The organism is Clostridium intestinale DSM 6191, from assembly GCF_900130055.1.
Lineage (GTDB): Bacteria > Bacillota > Clostridia > Clostridiales > Clostridiaceae > Clostridium_T > Clostridium_T intestinale.
The window spans coordinates 90394-108470 of record NZ_FQXU01000004.1 but is presented as its reverse complement, the minus strand read 5'-3'; the positions used below and the strand labels follow the sequence as shown (position 1 = coordinate 108470).

16 protein-coding genes and 1 riboswitch are annotated in these 18077 nt (G+C 30.1%); of the genes, 13 read left to right on the top strand and 3 right to left on the bottom strand.

The annotated features are described in order from the left end of the window. The first annotated feature begins 61 nt into the window (after positions 1-61). From BUA92_RS04140 to BUA92_RS04120, 5 genes are all read left to right on the top strand, one after another. Complete coding sequence (locus BUA92_RS04140) at positions 62-1036, top strand: tocopherol cyclase family protein (RefSeq protein WP_073017030.1); 975 nt, start codon at positions 62-64, stop codon at positions 1034-1036. Between the two features lie 69 nt (positions 1037-1105). Then, positions 1106-1606 carry a MarR family winged helix-turn-helix transcriptional regulator gene (locus BUA92_RS04135; protein WP_073017028.1) on the top strand — a complete coding sequence of 167 codons (501 nt, stop codon included), beginning with the start codon at positions 1106-1108 and terminating at the stop codon, positions 1604-1606. A 77-nt stretch (positions 1607-1683) separates the two neighbouring features. Further along, positions 1684-2850, top strand: a complete 1167-nt coding sequence (locus BUA92_RS04130; RefSeq protein ID WP_073017025.1) for an ArsA family ATPase — start codon at positions 1684-1686, stop codon at positions 2848-2850. A gap of 10 nt (positions 2851-2860) precedes the next feature. Next, positions 2861-3079, top strand: coding sequence for a hypothetical protein (locus BUA92_RS04125; protein ID WP_073017023.1), 219 nt, complete (start codon positions 2861-2863; stop codon positions 3077-3079). 16 nt (positions 3080-3095) lie between these two features. Then, positions 3096-4256 carry an ArsA family ATPase gene (locus BUA92_RS04120; RefSeq protein WP_073017021.1) on the top strand — a complete coding sequence of 387 codons (1161 nt, stop codon included), beginning with the start codon at positions 3096-3098 and terminating at the stop codon, positions 4254-4256. A gap of 39 nt (positions 4257-4295) precedes the next feature. Here BUA92_RS04120 and BUA92_RS04115 read toward each other — a convergent pair whose 3' ends face one another. Continuing rightward, on the bottom strand, positions 4296-4736 hold the full coding sequence (locus BUA92_RS04115; RefSeq protein ID WP_073017019.1) for an Lrp/AsnC family transcriptional regulator: 441 nt from the start codon (positions 4734-4736) through the stop codon (positions 4296-4298). 305 nt (positions 4737-5041) lie between these two features. Here BUA92_RS04115 and BUA92_RS04110 point away from each other — a divergent pair, with 305 nt between their 5' ends. The 3 genes from BUA92_RS04110 to BUA92_RS04100 all read left to right on the top strand — a co-directional run bounded on the left by BUA92_RS04110 (position 5042) and on the right by BUA92_RS04100 (position 8677). Further along, positions 5042-6463, top strand: a complete 1422-nt coding sequence (locus tag BUA92_RS04110) for an aspartate ammonia-lyase (protein ID WP_073017017.1) — start codon at positions 5042-5044, stop codon at positions 6461-6463. 101 nt (positions 6464-6564) lie between these two features. Continuing rightward, entirely contained in the window at positions 6565-7998 is a 1434-nt protein-coding gene (locus BUA92_RS04105) for an amino acid permease (RefSeq protein WP_073017016.1), read from the top strand. A gap of 88 nt (positions 7999-8086) precedes the next feature. Next, the gene (locus BUA92_RS04100) at positions 8087-8677 is read left to right on the top strand and encodes a GNAT family N-acetyltransferase (protein ID WP_073017015.1); all 591 of its coding nucleotides are present in this window, start codon (positions 8087-8089) and stop codon (positions 8675-8677) included. 71 nt (positions 8678-8748) lie between these two features. Here the strand turns inward: BUA92_RS04100 and BUA92_RS04095 are convergent, their stop codons facing one another. Beyond that, the gene (locus tag BUA92_RS04095; protein ID WP_073017014.1) at positions 8749-9618 is read right to left on the bottom strand and encodes a metallophosphoesterase family protein; all 870 of its coding nucleotides are present in this window, start codon (positions 9616-9618) and stop codon (positions 8749-8751) included. 21 nt (positions 9619-9639) lie between these two features. Continuing rightward, positions 9640-10182 (bottom strand): hypothetical protein, encoded by a 543-nt coding sequence (locus tag BUA92_RS04090; RefSeq protein ID WP_175550850.1) that lies wholly within the window; start codon positions 10180-10182, stop codon positions 9640-9642. A 138-nt stretch (positions 10183-10320) separates the two neighbouring features. Continuing rightward, positions 10321-10481: riboswitch (M-box (ykoK) riboswitch) on the top strand. Between the two features lie 367 nt (positions 10482-10848). Here BUA92_RS04090 and mgtA point away from each other — a divergent pair. The 5 genes from mgtA to BUA92_RS04065 all read left to right on the top strand — a co-directional run bounded on the left by mgtA (position 10849) and on the right by BUA92_RS04065 (position 17984). Beyond that, positions 10849-13494: a magnesium-translocating P-type ATPase gene (gene mgtA / locus BUA92_RS04085; protein ID WP_073017013.1), complete on the top strand. Its 2646-nt coding sequence runs from the start codon at positions 10849-10851 to the stop codon at positions 13492-13494. A gap of 110 nt (positions 13495-13604) precedes the next feature. Beyond that, positions 13605-15155 (top strand): ATP-binding protein, encoded by a 1551-nt coding sequence (locus BUA92_RS04080; RefSeq protein WP_073017012.1) that lies wholly within the window; start codon positions 13605-13607, stop codon positions 15153-15155. Positions 15156-15171: 16 nt separating this feature from the next. Further along, complete coding sequence (locus tag BUA92_RS04075; RefSeq protein WP_073017011.1) at positions 15172-15858, top strand: response regulator; 687 nt, start codon at positions 15172-15174, stop codon at positions 15856-15858. A 330-nt stretch (positions 15859-16188) separates the two neighbouring features. Continuing rightward, positions 16189-17613: a flavocytochrome c gene (locus BUA92_RS04070; protein WP_073017010.1), complete on the top strand. Its 1425-nt coding sequence runs from the start codon at positions 16189-16191 to the stop codon at positions 17611-17613. Positions 17614-17645: 32 nt separating this feature from the next. Next, complete coding sequence (locus BUA92_RS04065) at positions 17646-17984, top strand: FMN-binding protein (RefSeq protein ID WP_083553399.1); 339 nt, start codon at positions 17646-17648, stop codon at positions 17982-17984. Positions 17985-18077 lie beyond the last annotated feature (93 nt).

The following is an 18077-nucleotide window of genomic DNA, read 5'->3' as shown; positions in this document are numbered from 1 at the left end:
TTTCTTTTTTTGTACATGGATATACTAGTAAATATAGTATATAGTGAGGATGATGTCTAAAGTGTTTGAGAAGATAATAAAGCCCATACTCTTTCAAGGGGATTTAAAAAAGAAAAGCTATTTTGAAGGCTGGTATTATAAACAGGTATCAGAAAATCAAAAAAATGTGATAAGTTTCATACCAGGAATAAGTTTATTTCATGGAGATTATCACAGCTTTATTCAATATATATTTGTAAGTGTAGATAAGAATGATAAAAGGACAACCAAAACAGGGTATGTACGATTTAAATTAGAAGATTTTAAGTTTCATCAAAATCCCTTTAGGATAAGTATAGGAGAAAATACATTTTCTGAATCAAGAGTTTTTATTAATATAAAAGATAAAGATTGTGATATAAAAGCTGATATAAATCTAGGTACATTAACTCCTCTAAAAAAGTCTATAATGTGTCCTAACATAATGGGCTTTTTTGCATACATCCCTAATATGGAATGTTATCATGGGGTCATCAGCATGAACCATGAGGTTTCTGGAAAAATCAAAATAAACAATGAAGAAATAGCTTTTAATAGAGGAAAGGGATATATAGAAAAAGACTGGGGAACATCATTCCCTAAGGAGTATCTATGGATTCAATGCAATAATTTTGAGGATAAAGGAACTAGTATTTTTTTATCTGTTGCAGATATACCTTTTGGGAAAAAATCTTTTAGAGGTTATATAGTGAATTTGTTAGTTCAGGGTAATCAATATAGATTTGCAACTTATAATAATAGCAAGCTAGAAATAGAAGAAATAAACGATAAAAAAATAAAAATATCTTTAGAAAATAAAGATGGTATTTTAAAACTTGAAGGTAGATTAACTCAACCAGGGGGACTATTAGCCCCTAAAAAAGGAGAAATGAACATACCAGTAAAAGAAGAATTATCTGGAGAAGTGAAACTTTATTTTTTGAACAAAAGAAGTAAGCAAACCTATGAAGGGAAAGGAAGTATAGCAGGTATTGAAGTCGTAGGATTTAACTCTTGACAATAAAATACTTCTAGAGTAGAATTAAAATATACTTCGAGAATAGAATTAATTTTAGGAGAAAAGTATATGCACAATAATGAACTCTTTAATTTAGAGTCAATAATTTTTAATTATATAGATGAATTTAAGTTTTTGTTTTTTCCGGATCAGTGGAGCAATGTATTTTTAGATTACTCAAAAAATGAAATATTATCTCTTTTGTTTCTTTATAGATATAAAAAAGCTAATATGACAGAAATTGCAGAGTATATAAATGCTCCTTTAAATACAGCTACAGGCGTAATCAGTAGATTAGAAAAAAAAGAAATGGCAGCAAGAATAAGAGATGAAAAAGATAGAAGAGTTGTAAATATAGTTCTAACTAAAAAGGCAGAGGATTTTATAAAAGAAGAAAAAAAACTTATAGAGCATTATTTTAAAGAGATACATAGCTCTTTAACTCAAGAAGAGAAAGAGAGTTTTATAAGTATAATAAATAAAGTTATGGTTGTATTTAAAGCTGAAAAGGACAAAGCAAATAATCCAGATAAAAAGTCTAAAAAAATTAAAAGAATAGAAATAGAATAGCTTAGGAAACTAAGTTATTTTTAAAACAAATACTTCGAGAAGAGAACTATTCTAAATAAGAATTATAGGAGGATATTATGGGAAGGATATTAATTTTTACAGGAAAAGGTGGAGTGGGAAAAACAAGCATAGCAGCAGCTCATGCAGTAAAAGCAGCTAAAGAAGGTAAAAAGACTTTAATAGTAAGCACTGATATGGCTCATAACCTAAGTGATTTATTTATGAAAAAAGTAAACTTTGAACCAGAAGAGGTTATAGATAATCTGGATGGCTTAGAGATAGATTCAAATCATGAGATGGAAAAGTATTATGGAAATATATCAGATGCATTTAAAAATATGATTTCCTTTAAAGGTAAAGAAGATGCAGAAATATATGAAGATATCGTAGTTTTTCCAGGTATAGAGGAGTTGTTTTCTCTTCTTAAAATAAAAGAACTATATGATAAAAATATCTATGACTTGATTATAGTAGACTGTGCACCTACTGGTGAAACACTTTCACTTCTAAAGTTTCCAGAACTATTTTCATGGTACATGGAAAAACTTTTTCCAGTAGGGAAGGTTGCTATGAAGGTACTAAGACCAATATCAAAGGTTGCATTTAAAATAGATATGCCTAATGAAGCTGCCATGAGTGATATCGAAAAATTGTATGTTAGGCTTTTTGAATTACAGAGTCTTTTAAAGGACAGAAAAATATGTAGCATAAGATTAGTTACTATACCAGAAAAAATGGTTGTAGAAGAAAGCAAAAGAAGTTATATGTATTTAAATTTATACAACTTTAATGTAGATGGAATATATATAAACAGGCTTATACCACAAGAAATAGAAAATAATTTCTTTAATGAATGGAAAGAGATTCAAAGTAAATATCTAGAAGAGCTAAGCTCCTCTTTTTCTAATATACCTATATATAAAGTTAAATGGTATGAGGAAGACATAAATGGAGTTGAGGCACTAGATAGAATAGTTAGTGATTCACTAAAAGAAGAAAATATATTTGATATTCTTGAAACTACATTAAATGAAGTTTTTGAAAAAACTGAAAATGGATATAAACTTGAGGTTTATGTTCCTTTTACAGATAAAAAGGATTTTGATTTATTTGAATCAGGAAGCGATGTAATAATAAAAATAGGCAATTTTAAAAGGAATATTCCTATACCTAATTCTATAAGGAAATATTCTATTGTATCAGCAAAACTTAATTCTGAAAAATTAAGCATTTATTTTGAATAGAGGTGATTTTATGAATAAGGAATTTATTAAAAAAATGATAAAAGCAGAAGCTCTAAAATATGAAGCTATAAAAGAGATACTTCCAGATAAGGTAAGAAAAAGAGTTGATGATATTGAAAAAGATGCATTTAGTTTAATAAAAGATATAGCAATATATATGATACAAGAAGAAAAAGATGAGAAAGAAGAGAAAAAAATAACAAAAAAAGTAGAGGTTGATTTTTCATAAAGGTGGAGGGAAAGTTATGAGAGTAATATTATATACTGGTAAAGGTGGAGTAGGAAAGACAAGTATAGCATCAGCTACTGCTTGCAAAATAGCAGAGGAAGGGAAGAAGGTACTTATCATGAGTACAGACCAAGCTCATAGTTTAGGTGATTCTTTTGATGTTAAGCTTTCTAATGAGCCTATAAAGGTAAGTGAAAATCTTTATGCTATGGAGATTGACTCGATTATAGAAAATGAAAGAGTTTGGGGAAATATAAAAGGTTATATTGAAAAATTAATGATGTTAAAATCAGATAAGACTATAGAAACAGAGGAATTATTAGTATTTCCAGGTTTTGAGGAACTTTTATCTTTAATAAAAATTAAGGAAGTATACGATGAAGGAGTATATGATGTTTTAATTGTTGACTGTGCGCCAACAGGGGAAACCATGTCCTTATTAAAGTTTCCAGACTTATTTAAATGGTGGATGGAAAAGTTTTTCCCTATAAAAAGAAAAGCAGCTAAGTTTGTTAAACCTGTAGTTGAAGCTACCGTTAAAATTCCTTTGCCAGATGATAAGGTGTTTGACGATATAGATAAACTTTATCAGAAGATTGATGAACTTCATAAACTTATGCTTAACAAAGATGTAGTAAGTATTAGAATAGTTACAACTCCAGAAAAGATAGTGGTTAAAGAAGCAAAAAGGAGTTTTTCATATCTTCATTTGTTTGATTACAACGTAGATGGAATATTTATAAACAGGATTTTTTCAAAGAAATCTCTTGAAGGTTATTTTGAGAAATGGGCTAATATACAAAAAAATACCATTAAAGATATCGAAGAGAGTTTTAAAGGAATACCAATATTTAAGCTTGAACTTATGAATCATGAGCTGAGAAAATATACACATTTAAAAGAAGCTGGAGATAAACTTTATGGAGATTTTGATCCAAGCAATGTTTTATTTAAAGAAAAGATATTTGATATAAAAAGTGAAGACGGAAACTATATTCTTGAAATAAAAATGCCTTTTATAGATAAAAATGAAATTAAACTATCTCAAAATGAGGATGAAATCATAATATCTATAAAAAATGAAAGAAGAGGTTTTGTACTTCCAACTAAACTTCAATCTAAAGAAATCAGCACAGCCAGATATGATGATGGAAAACTTAATATATATTTTTCTTAAAATAAAGTCTCGCAGTAATTTGCGAGGCTTTTTATGAGTTTAATTCATTTCTATTTGAATTCCTCTATGATCAACTGGGGTAGAGAATACTATTTGAGTTTCAGTATTTCCAAATCTCTGTATTTCATTAATAAAACCGTCAAGTTCTTCAGTAGTGTGAAAGGAAACCTTTATAAGCATAGAGAACTTTCCTGTAACACAATTACATTCAAGAACATTAGGACAGGCGGCTATAAAAGGATAAAACTCAGGTTTTTGCTTTGGGCTAACTTCAAGATTTATAAAAGCTTTAATATTGTAGCCGAGTTTAGGTAAGTTAACTTGAGCTGAATACCCCTTAATTATTCCAGCTTCCTCAAGTTTTAGTATACGAGAAGAGACTGCAGGCGTTGATAAGAACACTTCTTTAGCTAAATATTTAAGGGAATATCGAGCATTTTCTTGAAGAAGTTTAATAAGTTTTAAATCTATTTCATCCATAATAATAGGCACCTCTTTTTAGATTTATTTAAAAAATTCCTCTATAGTTAATATAATAAAGTTTTAGGGGTAATGATACAAGCTTTTTGAATATTTTAGGTTAAAAATATTAAGTTTAAGAGCTAATCTTAAAAAAATCCCCTTAATAAAATTAATTAAAGTATGATAAAAAATATTTTTAATTAAGTTAGCTATGCATTTTTTCACCTTTTTTAAGTAAATGCTTTTTAAAGATTTACATGAGTAGAAAATAATGATAATCTCGCTATTGTATTAATAAATAAAATAAAAGCGAGGGTATTTATATGGAGACTAGAATAGAATTTGATTCAATAGGAGATATGCATGTACCGATAGAAGCTTATTATGGTGTACAAACTTTAAGAGCAAAAAACAATTTTCATATTACCAATAGAACAATCCATCCAGAGCTTATAATAAGCCTAGCTGAAATAAAAAAGGCGGCGGCTGTTACAAATATAGATATAAATAAATTAAATAGAAAAGTTGGATCAGCTATTATACAAGCTTGCAATGAAATTATTTCAGGAAGACTTCATGATGAGTTTATAGTAGATCCAATACAAGGAGGAGCAGGAACCTCTGCAAATATGAATGCAAATGAAGTTATAGCTAATAGAGCTATTGAAATACTAGGCGGGAAAAAAGGAGACTATAGTTTAGTTCATCCAAATGACCATGTAAATATGGCTCAATCAACTAACGACGTGTTTCCAACAGCAGGTAAACTAGTAATTATAAAAATGTTAGTTAATGCTGTTTATGAACTTGAACGTTTATATGAAGTTTTAGAAGAAAAAGCTATAGAATTTAATGATGTTATTAAAATGGGACGTACTCAACTTCAAGATGCAGTTCCTATAAGACTTGGGCAATCTTTTCATGCTTTTGCATCAGTTATTAAAAGAGATATACACAGATTAAGTAGAATTCAAGAAGAGATGTTAACTGTAAATATGGGAGCAACAGCTATAGGAACTTCGATTAATGTAAGTTTAGATTATTTAAAAAATATCACTTTAAATCTTAAAAAGGTTACAGGGTTAAATCTAACTCAAGCAGAAGATTTAATAGATGGAACTCAAAATCTTGATGGTTTTGTAAGTGTATCTGGAGTATTAAAAACCTGTGCAGTTAATTTATCTAAAATGGCAAATGATTTAAGACTTTTATCAAGTGGACCTAAGACAGGAATAGGAGAGATCAATCTTCCATCAATGCAAAATGGCTCATCGATAATGCCAGGAAAGATAAATCCAGTTATTCCAGAGGTTGTTTCTCAAGTTGCTTTTAATATTATGGGAAATGATTTCACTATAACCATGGCAGCAGAAGCAGGACAATTAGAACTAAATGCTTTTGAACCAGTATTATTTTATAATTTATTCGAATCAATAGAAACTTTGAGAAATGCAACAAAAACTTTTGTTGATAATTGTATAGTAGGAATTACAGCTAATAAAGAAAGATGTGCACAACTTGTAAATGATAGTGTAGGAGTAGTTACTGTACTTTGCCCTTATATAGGTTATAAAAAATCAGCAGATATAGCTAAAGAAGCTTTAAAAACAGGAATATCTGTAAAAGAAATTATATTAAGAGAAGGTATTTTAAGTATAAGAGAATTAGATGAAATATTAGATCCCGTTTCAATGACAGAGATTGATAGGAAAGAGCCGGTTAAGATAAACAGCCTTGCAATATAGTTTTTTATAAGGTATAGATAAGTCTATGCCTTATTTTTTCGTTTATATTAAGGAATTTTAGGAATACTAAGATATAAACAAACTTAAATGGAGGGCAAAATATGGAGAGTAAACATAAAGGATTGTCTGCTTGGCAGTTAACTATGATGGCATTAGGAACAGTAATAGGAGGATCTTTTTTTCTTGGGTCTTCTGTAGCTATTCATGCAGCTGGGCCATCTATATTAATAGCGTATATATTAGGAGGAATATTAGTTTATTTTATATTGTTTGCAATGTCAGAAATGACTGTAGCAAATCCAGATTCAGGCTCATTTAGAACTTTTGCAGCTAATACTTTTGGAGAAGGTGTGGGGTTTGTTGTAGGATGGGTATATTGGACGGGAATGGTTTTAGCTATATCTAGTGAAGCAACAGCAGTATCTATTTTGGTTAGGGAATGGTTTCCTAATGTTTCTATTTCTTTGCTTGGAGGAATCATAATAGTTGGAGTTACATTACTTAATTTATTAGGTGCAGATAAACTAAGTAAGCTAGAAAGTGGATTAGCAGCTATAAAAGTATTAGCTATAATTTCTTTTATATTTGTAGCTTTTTTATTAATAGTAGGAATAATATCAGGAAGCGGAGCGGTTGGAGTTGGCGAATTAAGTAGAGAGGAATTTATGCCGGGAGGAATAAAAGGTCTTGCAGGAAGTATGCTTATAGTTATGTTTTCTTATGCAGGTTTTGAAATAATAGGATTAGCTGCATCAGAAGCCAGAGATCCAAGGAAAACAATACCTAGAGCAATAACCTATACAGTTTTATGCCTTGTAGGATTTTATGTAATTTCAATAGGAGTTCTTCTTCCATTAGTTCCAACTGCGGAGTTAAGTGAAAGTATAAGTCCTATGGTGGTAGCACTAAATAGATGGGGAATAAGCTGGGCTGGAACTGTTCTTAACTTGGTTTTAATTACAGCTATATTATCAACTATGCTTGCAGCTATGTTTGGACTTGGAAGAATGATAAGATCTTTAGCAGATGAGGGTCATGCACCTAAATGGCTAAAGGATAATAAGGATGTGCCTCATAGAGGAATTCTGTTTTCAGGTCTTGGGATGTTGATGGGATTAGGTTTAGGTATGTTACTTCCTAGAGTTTATTTATTTCTAATAAGCGCTGGAGGATTTGCACTTCTATTTACTTATGCTGTAATAATGGCTACTCATATAAGATTTCGTAAGAAAAATGGATGCCCACCAGAAGGGAAATGTCAGATGCCAGGCTATCCATATACATCATGGATAGGACTTATGAGCATGATTATAATTATCCTAAGTATGCCTTTTATATCAGGGCAAGGATCGGGTCTTATAGCAGGACTTTTTATGGTAGGAGTATACTCAGTTGCCTATATGGTATTAAGATATAGCAGAGCAAGGGGAAGCGTTCATAAACTTATAAAAAATAACTATAAAACTAATCTATCAACTGAGTTTTCAGATGAAATATCAGAAAAAGAAGTAGGGAAAAATGAGGAGGAAAATTGAGCAAAAACTATTCTGAATCATTAATGATGTTGATTAAACTCACTTAAAATATTTATAATTTAAGTAAATAGATTTAAGGAGAAAAAATATGTTAAATATGAGAAATTTTTTAGAGTTAAATGGAAATATAGTTTATCTAAAAAAATTAGATAAAGAATATATAGAAGAATATTGGGACAATTTTAAAAATACTAGTATTGAAACAATGATTTTTACTGGAAGTACTCAAGCTTTTAATAAAACAGAAATAGAGAATTATATTGATAGAGTAGGGGCAGATAGTGATCGAGTAGATTTTTTGATATTCTCAAAACAAGATAATAAGATAGTAGGCGAAGTAGTAATTAATGAAGTTGATAGAAGTAATAGGTGTGGAAATATCAGAATTCTTATAAATAGAAAAGAGGATTTTAGTAAAGGTTATGGTACGGAAGCTATGACTTTAGCTTTAAACTATGGATTTGGAATGTTTAATCTTCATAGAATTGAACTGGAAGCTTATCCTTTTAATAATAGAGCTGTTCATGTTTATGAAAAGATAGGGTTTAAAAGAGAAGGTATAAGAAGACATGGAGCTTATTATAATCATAAATATTATGATATGATCACAATGAGTTGTCTAGAAAATGAATTTAGGGAAATATATTTAAAAACTTTAGATTTAGAAGACTTTATTTAAAACTATCTATAAAAATGGGCTTAAAACTAGATTAATAGCTAGATTTAAGTCCATTTGTTTTTAGTTAGAAATTATTTCTTTATTTCAAATTCATCTATCTTTTTGCCTTTTGAGGTTATTGCAGAAACTTTGATGGAGTATTCATCAATATCAACAACTAAAAAATGATATACTGCTACAGGAGCTACAACTATTCCTTTTTTACTTTTATATTTATTACGTAACTTCTCACCACCACCACCTGAGATTATCTGTGGTACTTTATTTTGATAAGTAAAACCACCTTCACTAAAAGAGCTGTCTATGACTCTTCTAGAATAGTTATGCTCATGACCTGAAAATACTATGTCTATATTACATTTATCAACTATATCCCAAAACTCATTTCTATCTTCAGGATATAAATCAAGTGAGTGACCTAGATGGGCCCCAGTAGGAAAGGCTGGGGAATGAATAAAAACAAGTTTATTTTTACTTGGTACAGAGGCCATGGATTTAAACCAATTAAGTTGTACCTTATCTATTTTATGAAGAGCAGAGGGGTGGAAGGAATTTAGAATTATTAATCTTGTATCATCAAAATCGACACAATAAACAGTATTGTTGTATCCATTTAAAGCATAAGTTGGAGTCAAATTTCTATAAAATTGATCGAGAACTTGTTCAAATCTATCATCCTCTGGTTCAATATTAACTTCATGATTACCTATAACGGGGAATAAAGATTTGTTTGGATGATATTTTAATATTATATCTCTAAAATCCATAAGTTGAATGGCTAGTGTTTCCTCTTTACTACCTCCAGCCACACTATCTCCACATACTAGTATAAACTCAGGAGAGGGATACAATTTAGAACTTTCTTTCATAAGTGAATGTAGAACTTTTTTGTTTATACCATTTTCTTTACCTTTAGAATCTCCAAAAACTATGAATCTCATATTTTCTCCTCTTTTACTTAATTACTTATGATGGTTAATCCAATCATTATAGAGTTTAGGATTAAAAACTTTAACATGATTTAAGAATTCATCTCTGTAGCCCAAATCATTTAAACCACTTAGAATCAATTTAGGATAGGTACTTTCTTTAACCATAGCTCTAGCAGTATCAATAAGCCGAATATCTTCAGAAGGAGTTAGAAAAATATGAAATAATGCAGAGTCTAAGCGTGAATAGCCAACTTTTTCCATGGCCTCATATAATTCAATAAGTTTATTTGAAATGTCAGGAGTAAGGGGGTTAGAACTTAGATATTTATCGAGTTCTATGCCATCTATATATTCTCTTATTATATATCTATTGCCGTACTCATAAAGTATTGGAAAATGTTCGTCCTTTTGTCCCATTACTAAAGTATATAGTTCAGCAGTGCAGATTTTCTTGCTTTTAAAGATCTTTATACATTTTTTAGAATCTATTTTATATACCTTACCTTGAGTGCCTTCGCCTAAAAAAATAAGTTCATTTATGTTTAATCCAGAATAAATTTTAATAACAATCACCTAATTAATGTATTAGTATTACTACCAATATATGTATTGTTGCTATTTTTGACTTACCAAATTCTATATAAAAACCAGTATTTTTTTATTTAAGGTTGACAAACTAAGGAATAAAACATATTATGAAAGTGGAAATTAAATAAGCCTCGGTAGGTGAGGTTACTACAAGGATACGGATTGCTGCCGTAAAAGGATGGAAACATTCTGAACTGGTTAGCAGGTTTTACCGAACAAAGAAGGTTTAATCTAACGCAATTTCATTGCCTTGCAGAGCCAAAACTTGAACGAGAAAGTTATTATGGTAGCTTCGTCACGTTTAAGTTTGGCGAGGTTTTTTTATTTTTACTAAATTAAATTTTCGGAGGTGAAGAAGAATGGATATTTATAGTAGTAGTGACAGTGATGGCGGGGGTGCTCATTATAGAAAAAAACGGACAACTTCAGAATTAAGTTTAAATTATTCGTTTCTTAACTTCGATTTAAAAAAGATTGTGAAAATATCCTAAGGATTTCTATAAAAACATTTCTATAAAGCTAATCGCTGCTTCTCAGGCTAATATAAATTTCAAAAATCGTAATACTAAATAAATATAGACAGTTAGGTTAAAAATAATATTGTTTTAACCTGTATTAAGTGCTGTCATTTTTAAGTAGGAGGAGTGAATTATGCTAAAAAGAAAGAATTTTGATATAAATAAAAATGAAAAAGAAATAAAAAATAGAGTTTATGAAAATAGTGCTATAAGCATAAAAGAACTATATGATAAACTACAAACAAATATTTCTGGATTAGAAGAGCAGGAAGTATTAAATAGAAGAGAAGAGTACGGTCTTAATAAAATTTCCAAAGATAAACCTAAAGCTTGGTATAAACATTTATTTGAGGCGATTATAAATCCATTTATTTTGGTTCTTATTTCTTTAGCTGTAGTATCATTTATAACTGATATAGTAATGGCACCAAAGGAAGAAAAAAGTTATATAACAATAGTAATAATTACAACTATGATAACTATCAGTGTACTTTTGCAGTTTTTTCAAGAACTTAAATCCTCAAATGATGTAGAAAAACTAAAAGGTTTAGTTACAACTACAACTGCTGTAAAAAGAAAGGAAAAGGGAGTAAATGAATTAAATATAATAGACCTTGTTCCAGGTGATATAGTTCATCTAGCTGCCGGAGATATGATACCTGCGGATTTAAGGATAATAAGTTGTAAAGACTTATTTATAAGTCAATCTTCACTTACAGGTGAATCTGAACCTATAGAAAAATTTCAAGAATTAAAGAAAGATATAAGAGATGTTAATATATTTGATTTAGATAATATTTGTTTGCTTGGAACTAATATAATTAGTGGAAGTGCGGTAGCTGTAGTAATTGCTACTGGGGATGAAACTTATTTTGGATCTATGGCATCATCTTTTACAGAGGATAAAAAGACAACAAGCTTTGAAAAAGGTGTAAAAAGCGTAAGTTCTCTTCTTATAAAGTTTATGTTTGTTATGGTTCCTATAGTATTTGTTGTTAATGGTGTAACAAAAGGAGATTGGCTTGAGGCCCTTCTTTTTGCAATATCAATTGCTGTTGGTTTAACTCCTGAAATGCTTCCAATGATAGTAACTACAAATCTTGCAAAAGGTGCTGTAGTTATGGCAAAAAGAAAAACTGTTGTTAAAAAACTTGATGCAATTCAAAACTTTGGGGCAATGGATATTCTTTGTACAGATAAGACAGGTACATTAACACTTGATAAAATAATTGTTGAAAAACATTTAAATATTCATGGAGAAGAAGATATAAGAGTTTTAAAACATGCATATTTAAATAGTTTCTATCAAACAGGATTAAGAAACTTGATGGACATTGCAATACTTGAACATGGAGAAGAAAATGGGTTAATAGCTTTTAAAGAAAATTATGAGAGAGTAGATGAAATTCCTTTTGATTTTGTAAGAAGGAGAATGTCAGTAGTTTTAAAAGATAAAGATGAAAAAAGACAGCTTATAACAAAAGGTGCTGTGGAGGAAATGCTTTCAATCTGTAGCTTTGCAGAGTATAAGGGTGAGGTTGTAAATCTTACTGATGAGATTAAGAAAAAGATATTAAAAACAGTAGAAAATCTAAACAAAGAAGGTATGAGAGTAATTGGGGTTGCTCAAAAAAACAATATACCTGATGAAAACAACTTTAGTGTAAAAGATGAATCTAACATGGTTTTAATGGGATATATAGCATTTTTAGATCCTCCTAAGGAATCTGCAAAAGATGCAATAAAAGCCCTTCATGAAAATGGAGTAGAGGTAAAAGTGTTAACTGGTGATAATGATGCAGTTACAGTGAAAGTATGTAAAGAAGTTGGTATTGATGTTAGTAATGTTCTTCTTGGAAATGAAATAGATGATATGGAGGATGATGAACTAACAAAAGCTATAGAAACTACAAATGTTTTAGCGAAGTTATCTCCTATACAAAAATCAAGAATAATAAGATTGCTTCAAGAAAAGGGTCATGTTGTTGGATTTATGGGTGATGGTATAAATGATTCACCAGCTCTTCGTCAATCAGATGTTGGTATATCTGTTGATACAGCAGTAGATATAGCTAAAGAATCAGCTGATATTATCTTACTTGAAAAAAGTTTGATGGTACTAGAAGAGGGAGTAATTGAAGGAAGAAAAGTTTTTGGAAATATAATGAAATATATAAAGATTACTGCAAGTTCTAATTTTGGTAATGTATTTAGTGTACTTGCTGCAAGTATATTTTTACCTTTCCTTCCTATGCTTCCAATACAGCTTTTAATTCAAAACTTATTTTATGATGTTTCACAGATATTCATTCCATGGGACAATATGGACAAAGAATATTTAATGAAACCTAAAAAGTGGAATGCAGATGATATAGGTAAATTTATGGTTTATATAGGTCCTATAAGTTCAATATTTGATATAATAACATTTTTATTGATGTGGTATGTGTTTAAAGCTAATAGTGATGCTACACAAGGTTTATTCCAATCTGGATGGTTTATTGTTGGATTGATATCTCAGATATTGATTGTTCATATTATAAGAACCAAGAAAGTTCCTTTTATAGAGAGCAGAGCATCTACACCAGTTGTAGTTTTAAGTTTAGTTATCGTGATATTAGGAATAAGTGTACCATTTATAGGTTTTGGGGAAGCCATAGGTTTAGAAGCATTACCTATGAATTACTTCTTTTGGATAACATTAATATTATTGATGTATTGTGTTGTTGTTCAGATGGCCAAAAAGATGTATATCAAAAAGTTTAATAAATGGATTTAAGTAATATAGGCAAGTCAAATGAGGCTTGTCTATTCTCATTTACCAAAGAAAAAATGCATTAGGAAAATCTCTGTGATATAATTAAGAAAAAAAGCAGAATAAGAGGAATTATGAAATTACAAAATAAGATAACTACCATGGTTATGATTATAATTATTTCTGTTGTATCTTTAGCTACTTTTATATCAGTACTTGAGATTAATAGAAAAATAAGAGAAAAAGTTGAAAATGGACTCATGGACATGGCGATAACGTTGTCAAAAAGTCCTGTACTAATTGATAATGTTGGAGAGCTAGGTGGAGAGTTAATAATAAACCCTTACGTAAATAATATAAGAGAAGAAGCAGGGGTTACCTTTATAACTGTCACTGATATGAATAGAGTGAGGTATTCTCATCCACATATTGAAAAAGTTGGTGGACAGTTTTCAAACAGCACTATAGATAGAGCAATAAAGTATGGTGAAGTTTATGCTGATGAAGGAATTGGAACAATGGGAGCAACAGTTAAGGCTTTTTCGCCAATATTTAGAGGAGATAGACAAGTAGGTGTTGTTTGTGTTGGTACATTAAAAGTAAATATATTTGATGAATACATACAATTCTCAAAAAATCTTCTTCCTTTTATTATACTTGTTGCTTTATTTGGGTTGTTTCTTGCTAAGTTTGTTGCCGTAAGTATAAAGAAAACAATATTTGGTTTAGAACCAGAGGAAATTTCACTGTTATTAAAGGAAAGAGAAGTAACTTTAAATAATATAACTGATGGAATCATCGCAGTAAATAAAGATGGTACAATATCATTAATCAACAATAAGGCTATGAAAATATTAGAGGTTCATCAAGATATCAAAAACATGAGTGTAGATAATTTAGATAACAATATAGGAGATACTTTGAGAACGTTATTAGATAAGGAAGAATCCATATTGAATCTAGAACAAACACTAAATAATAATACGAAAATTATAAGTAACTATTCAATAGTTAAAGACAATGAAACAACTGTAGGGGCAATTGTTTCATTTAAAAATATGATAGATGTAGAGGAACTTGTTGAGGAACTTCAAGTTATTAAAAAGCTTAATTGGGATTTAAGAGCTCAAAATCATGAGTTTATGAATAAACTTCATACTATTTTAGGGTTAATACATTTAGAAGCCTATGATGATGCAAAAGAATATATTCTTAAAACTAGCAAAAAGCGAAATGAGGTAATGCTTGTTTTGGATAACATAAAAGATAAATCCATATCAGCCTTATTATTAGCAAAGTATAATAGAGCTGCTGAGGCAAAAATTGATATGGTGATTGATAAAGAAAGTAACTATGAAAATGTTGATAATCCTGTAGGCCAAGATAAAATAGGATGTATAATAGGAAATCTAGTAGAAAACTCAATTGAGGCTCTTAAAGGAATAAAGAATGGTAAAATACATTTTTCAATAATTCAAAAGGATAAGTTAAAGATAACGGTTAAAAATAACGGACCTAAGATTGAGGATGAGGATTTTGAAAAGATATTTAAAGCTGGCTTTAGTACAAAAGGCGAAAATAGAGGACTAGGTTTATTTAACGTAATCAATATAATAGAAAATGCTAATGGGAAAATATATGTTGAATCAGATGAAGAAGAAACTGTGTGGCATGTAGAGTTATGAAGGGAGAAATGTAGATATGATAAAAATAATGATTGTTGAAGATGACCCTATGGTTAGAAAGATAAACGAAAATTATTCAAATCAATTTGAAAGTATGAATATTGTTTCTTCAGTTTCAGATATAGAGGAAGCAAAAGAATATCTATTGAAAAACGAAGTGGATTTAATACTTTTAGATGTTTTTCTACCTTCAGGAAATGGACTAGATTTTCTAAAGTGGATTAGAGGAAATGAAATTTCTTCAGATGTAATACTAATAACAGCTGAAAATAAAATAAACTCTATAAACGAGGCCTTTAGGTATGGTGTTATGGATTATTTAGTTAAACCCTTTACTTTTGAAAGATTTGAAGAAGCAATGAAGAAATATCTTGTAAGATATAAGGATATAGGATGTTCTGATAGAATAGGACAAGATTATATAGATAAATATATAACAGGAATAAATCTTAATAAAGACAAAAAAGAATCAAAAGAAAAAGTACTTATAAGAGGATTAAATATAGATACCTATAATCAAATTAAAGATCATATTGATAGTTTAGATGACAGCAATACAGCAGAAGTAATTGCAGATGGAGTAGGACTCGCAAGGGTTACTGTTAGAAGATATTTAGACTACATGGTTAAAGAAGGAGACCTAAAACTTATTAGGGTTTATGGAAAAGTTGGAAGACCAATACATCTTTATAAAAAGAAATAATATAAGAAACTGTAATATCAACAATTATTTAAAGTTGATATTACAGTTTTTTTATGTCCAAGTATTAACTTTCATAGTACTTTTGATAAAACATAAAAGGCCCATCATAATGTGCATCAAAATTTTCATCAAAAAGTATATCAAAGAGGTGCATCAGAAGGTATATCAAGAGGCCCAACATAAACATAAAGAAGAAATTGATATTTGATGGTTCAAGTAAAAATATCAGACCAAAAAGATTAAAAAGATTAAAAAGACCTTAAGATTGAGTTTTTTTTAACAATCAAATAGTATGTATTTGGTGGTAAAAATAATGCGGAGGTAATGAATATGAATAAGAAAAAAATAGTTATCGCGTTAAGTCTTGTAGTAATGTCTATGGCTACAATGATGGGATGTGGAGCAAAAACAAAATCAGAAAGTGCTGACCTTGTAATAATAGGTGCAGGTGGAGCAGGGCTAGCAGCTGCAGTACAGGCAAAGGAAGAGGGCGTAGAAAAAATAGTCGTTCTTGAGAAAATGCCTATGGTTGGAGGAAACACAAATAAAGCAACTGGTGGTATGAATGCAGCAGAATCTACACCTCAAAAAGCAGCTGGTATAAAAGATAGCATACAAACTATGATAGATGACACAATGAAGGGTGGAAAGAACCTTAATGACCCTGAATTGGTTAAAAAGTTAGCAAATGAAGCTAAAGACGGAGTAGACTGGCTAATTGGGTTAGGTGCAGACTTAAACGAAGTTGCAAGAGCAGGTGGAGCTACTAATGACAGAATACATAGACCAGTAGGTGGAGCCGCTGTTGGAGCAACAATAGTTAAAACTTTAAAAACTGAAGCTGAAAAACAAGGAGTAGATATAAGAACTCTTAATGAAGCGACTGAAATAGTTAAAGATTCAGAAGGAAACATTTCAGGAGTTAAGGCTAAGGACAAAGAAGGAAAAGCGTATACAATAAACACTAAAGTTGTAGTAGTTGCAGCTGGTGGTTTTGGAGCTAACATGGAAATGATTACTGGGTACAAGCCTGAACTAGAAGGTTTTGCTACTACAAATCATCCAGGAGCTACAGGTGATGGTATAAAACTAGTTGAGAGTCTTGGCGGTGCATTAAGAGATATGGAACAAATCCAAACTCACCCAACAGGAGTAGCGGCTCAAGGGCTTCTTATTAGTGAAGGTGTTAGAGGTGATGGTGCAATATTAGTAAACAAAAGTGCAAAGAGATTCTATAATGAATTAGATACAAGAGATAAAGTATCTAAAGCAGTTTTAGGACAAGAAGGTAAAGAAGCATTTTTAGTTTTTGATGATAATGTTAAAGATGGATTACACGCTATTGAAGAGTATGTTGGAGCTGGAGTTGTAGTTGAAGGAAATTCTGTAGAAGATTTAGCTAGCAAAATAGGAGTAGATGGAGCTACATTAAAATCAACTATAGATGAATACAACACTTCAGTAGATACTCAAAATGATCCACTAGGAAGAACAAGTCTTTTAAAGAAATTAAACAAAGGTAAGTTCTATGCAATACAAATAACTCCAATAATACATCACACTATGGGTGGAGTTGTTATAAATACAAATGCAGAAGTTTTAGATAGTAACGGAAAAGCAATAAAAGGATTATTTGCAGCTGGAGAAGTTACTGGAGGAGTACATGGAGCAAACAGACTTGGTGGAAACGCAGTAGCAGATATAATAGTATATGGTAGACAAGCTGGAAAAAGCGCAGCAGAATTAATTAAATAATAAGAATGTGGATTTAGGAGGAATAGATTATTATGAAAATAAAAGCATTGATACCAGTAGCAGTTTTAACAGCAACTTTATTAGTAAGTTGTGGTGGATCAGATAAATATAAAGATGGAACATACAAGGGGACAAGTGATGGACTTAAAGGACCTATAGAAGTTGAAGTTAAAGTTGCAGATGGAAAGTTATCTGATATTGTTATCCTTGATAATAAAGAAACTGAAACAATATTTGAATCAATCAAAGAATATTTAATTCCAGATATGATTAAGAAAAATACATCAGATGTTGAGACAGTAAGTGGAGCAACAACATCTAGTAAAGCAGTTATTAAAGCTGTTGGAAGTGCTTTGGAAGAAGCAAAATAGTAGTTTTCATTTGAGTAATTCCCCGATTATTCAATAGATTTAAGGGCAAGTTTAGAAGTAGCAGCTAAACTTGCCCTAATTTTATAAAAAATT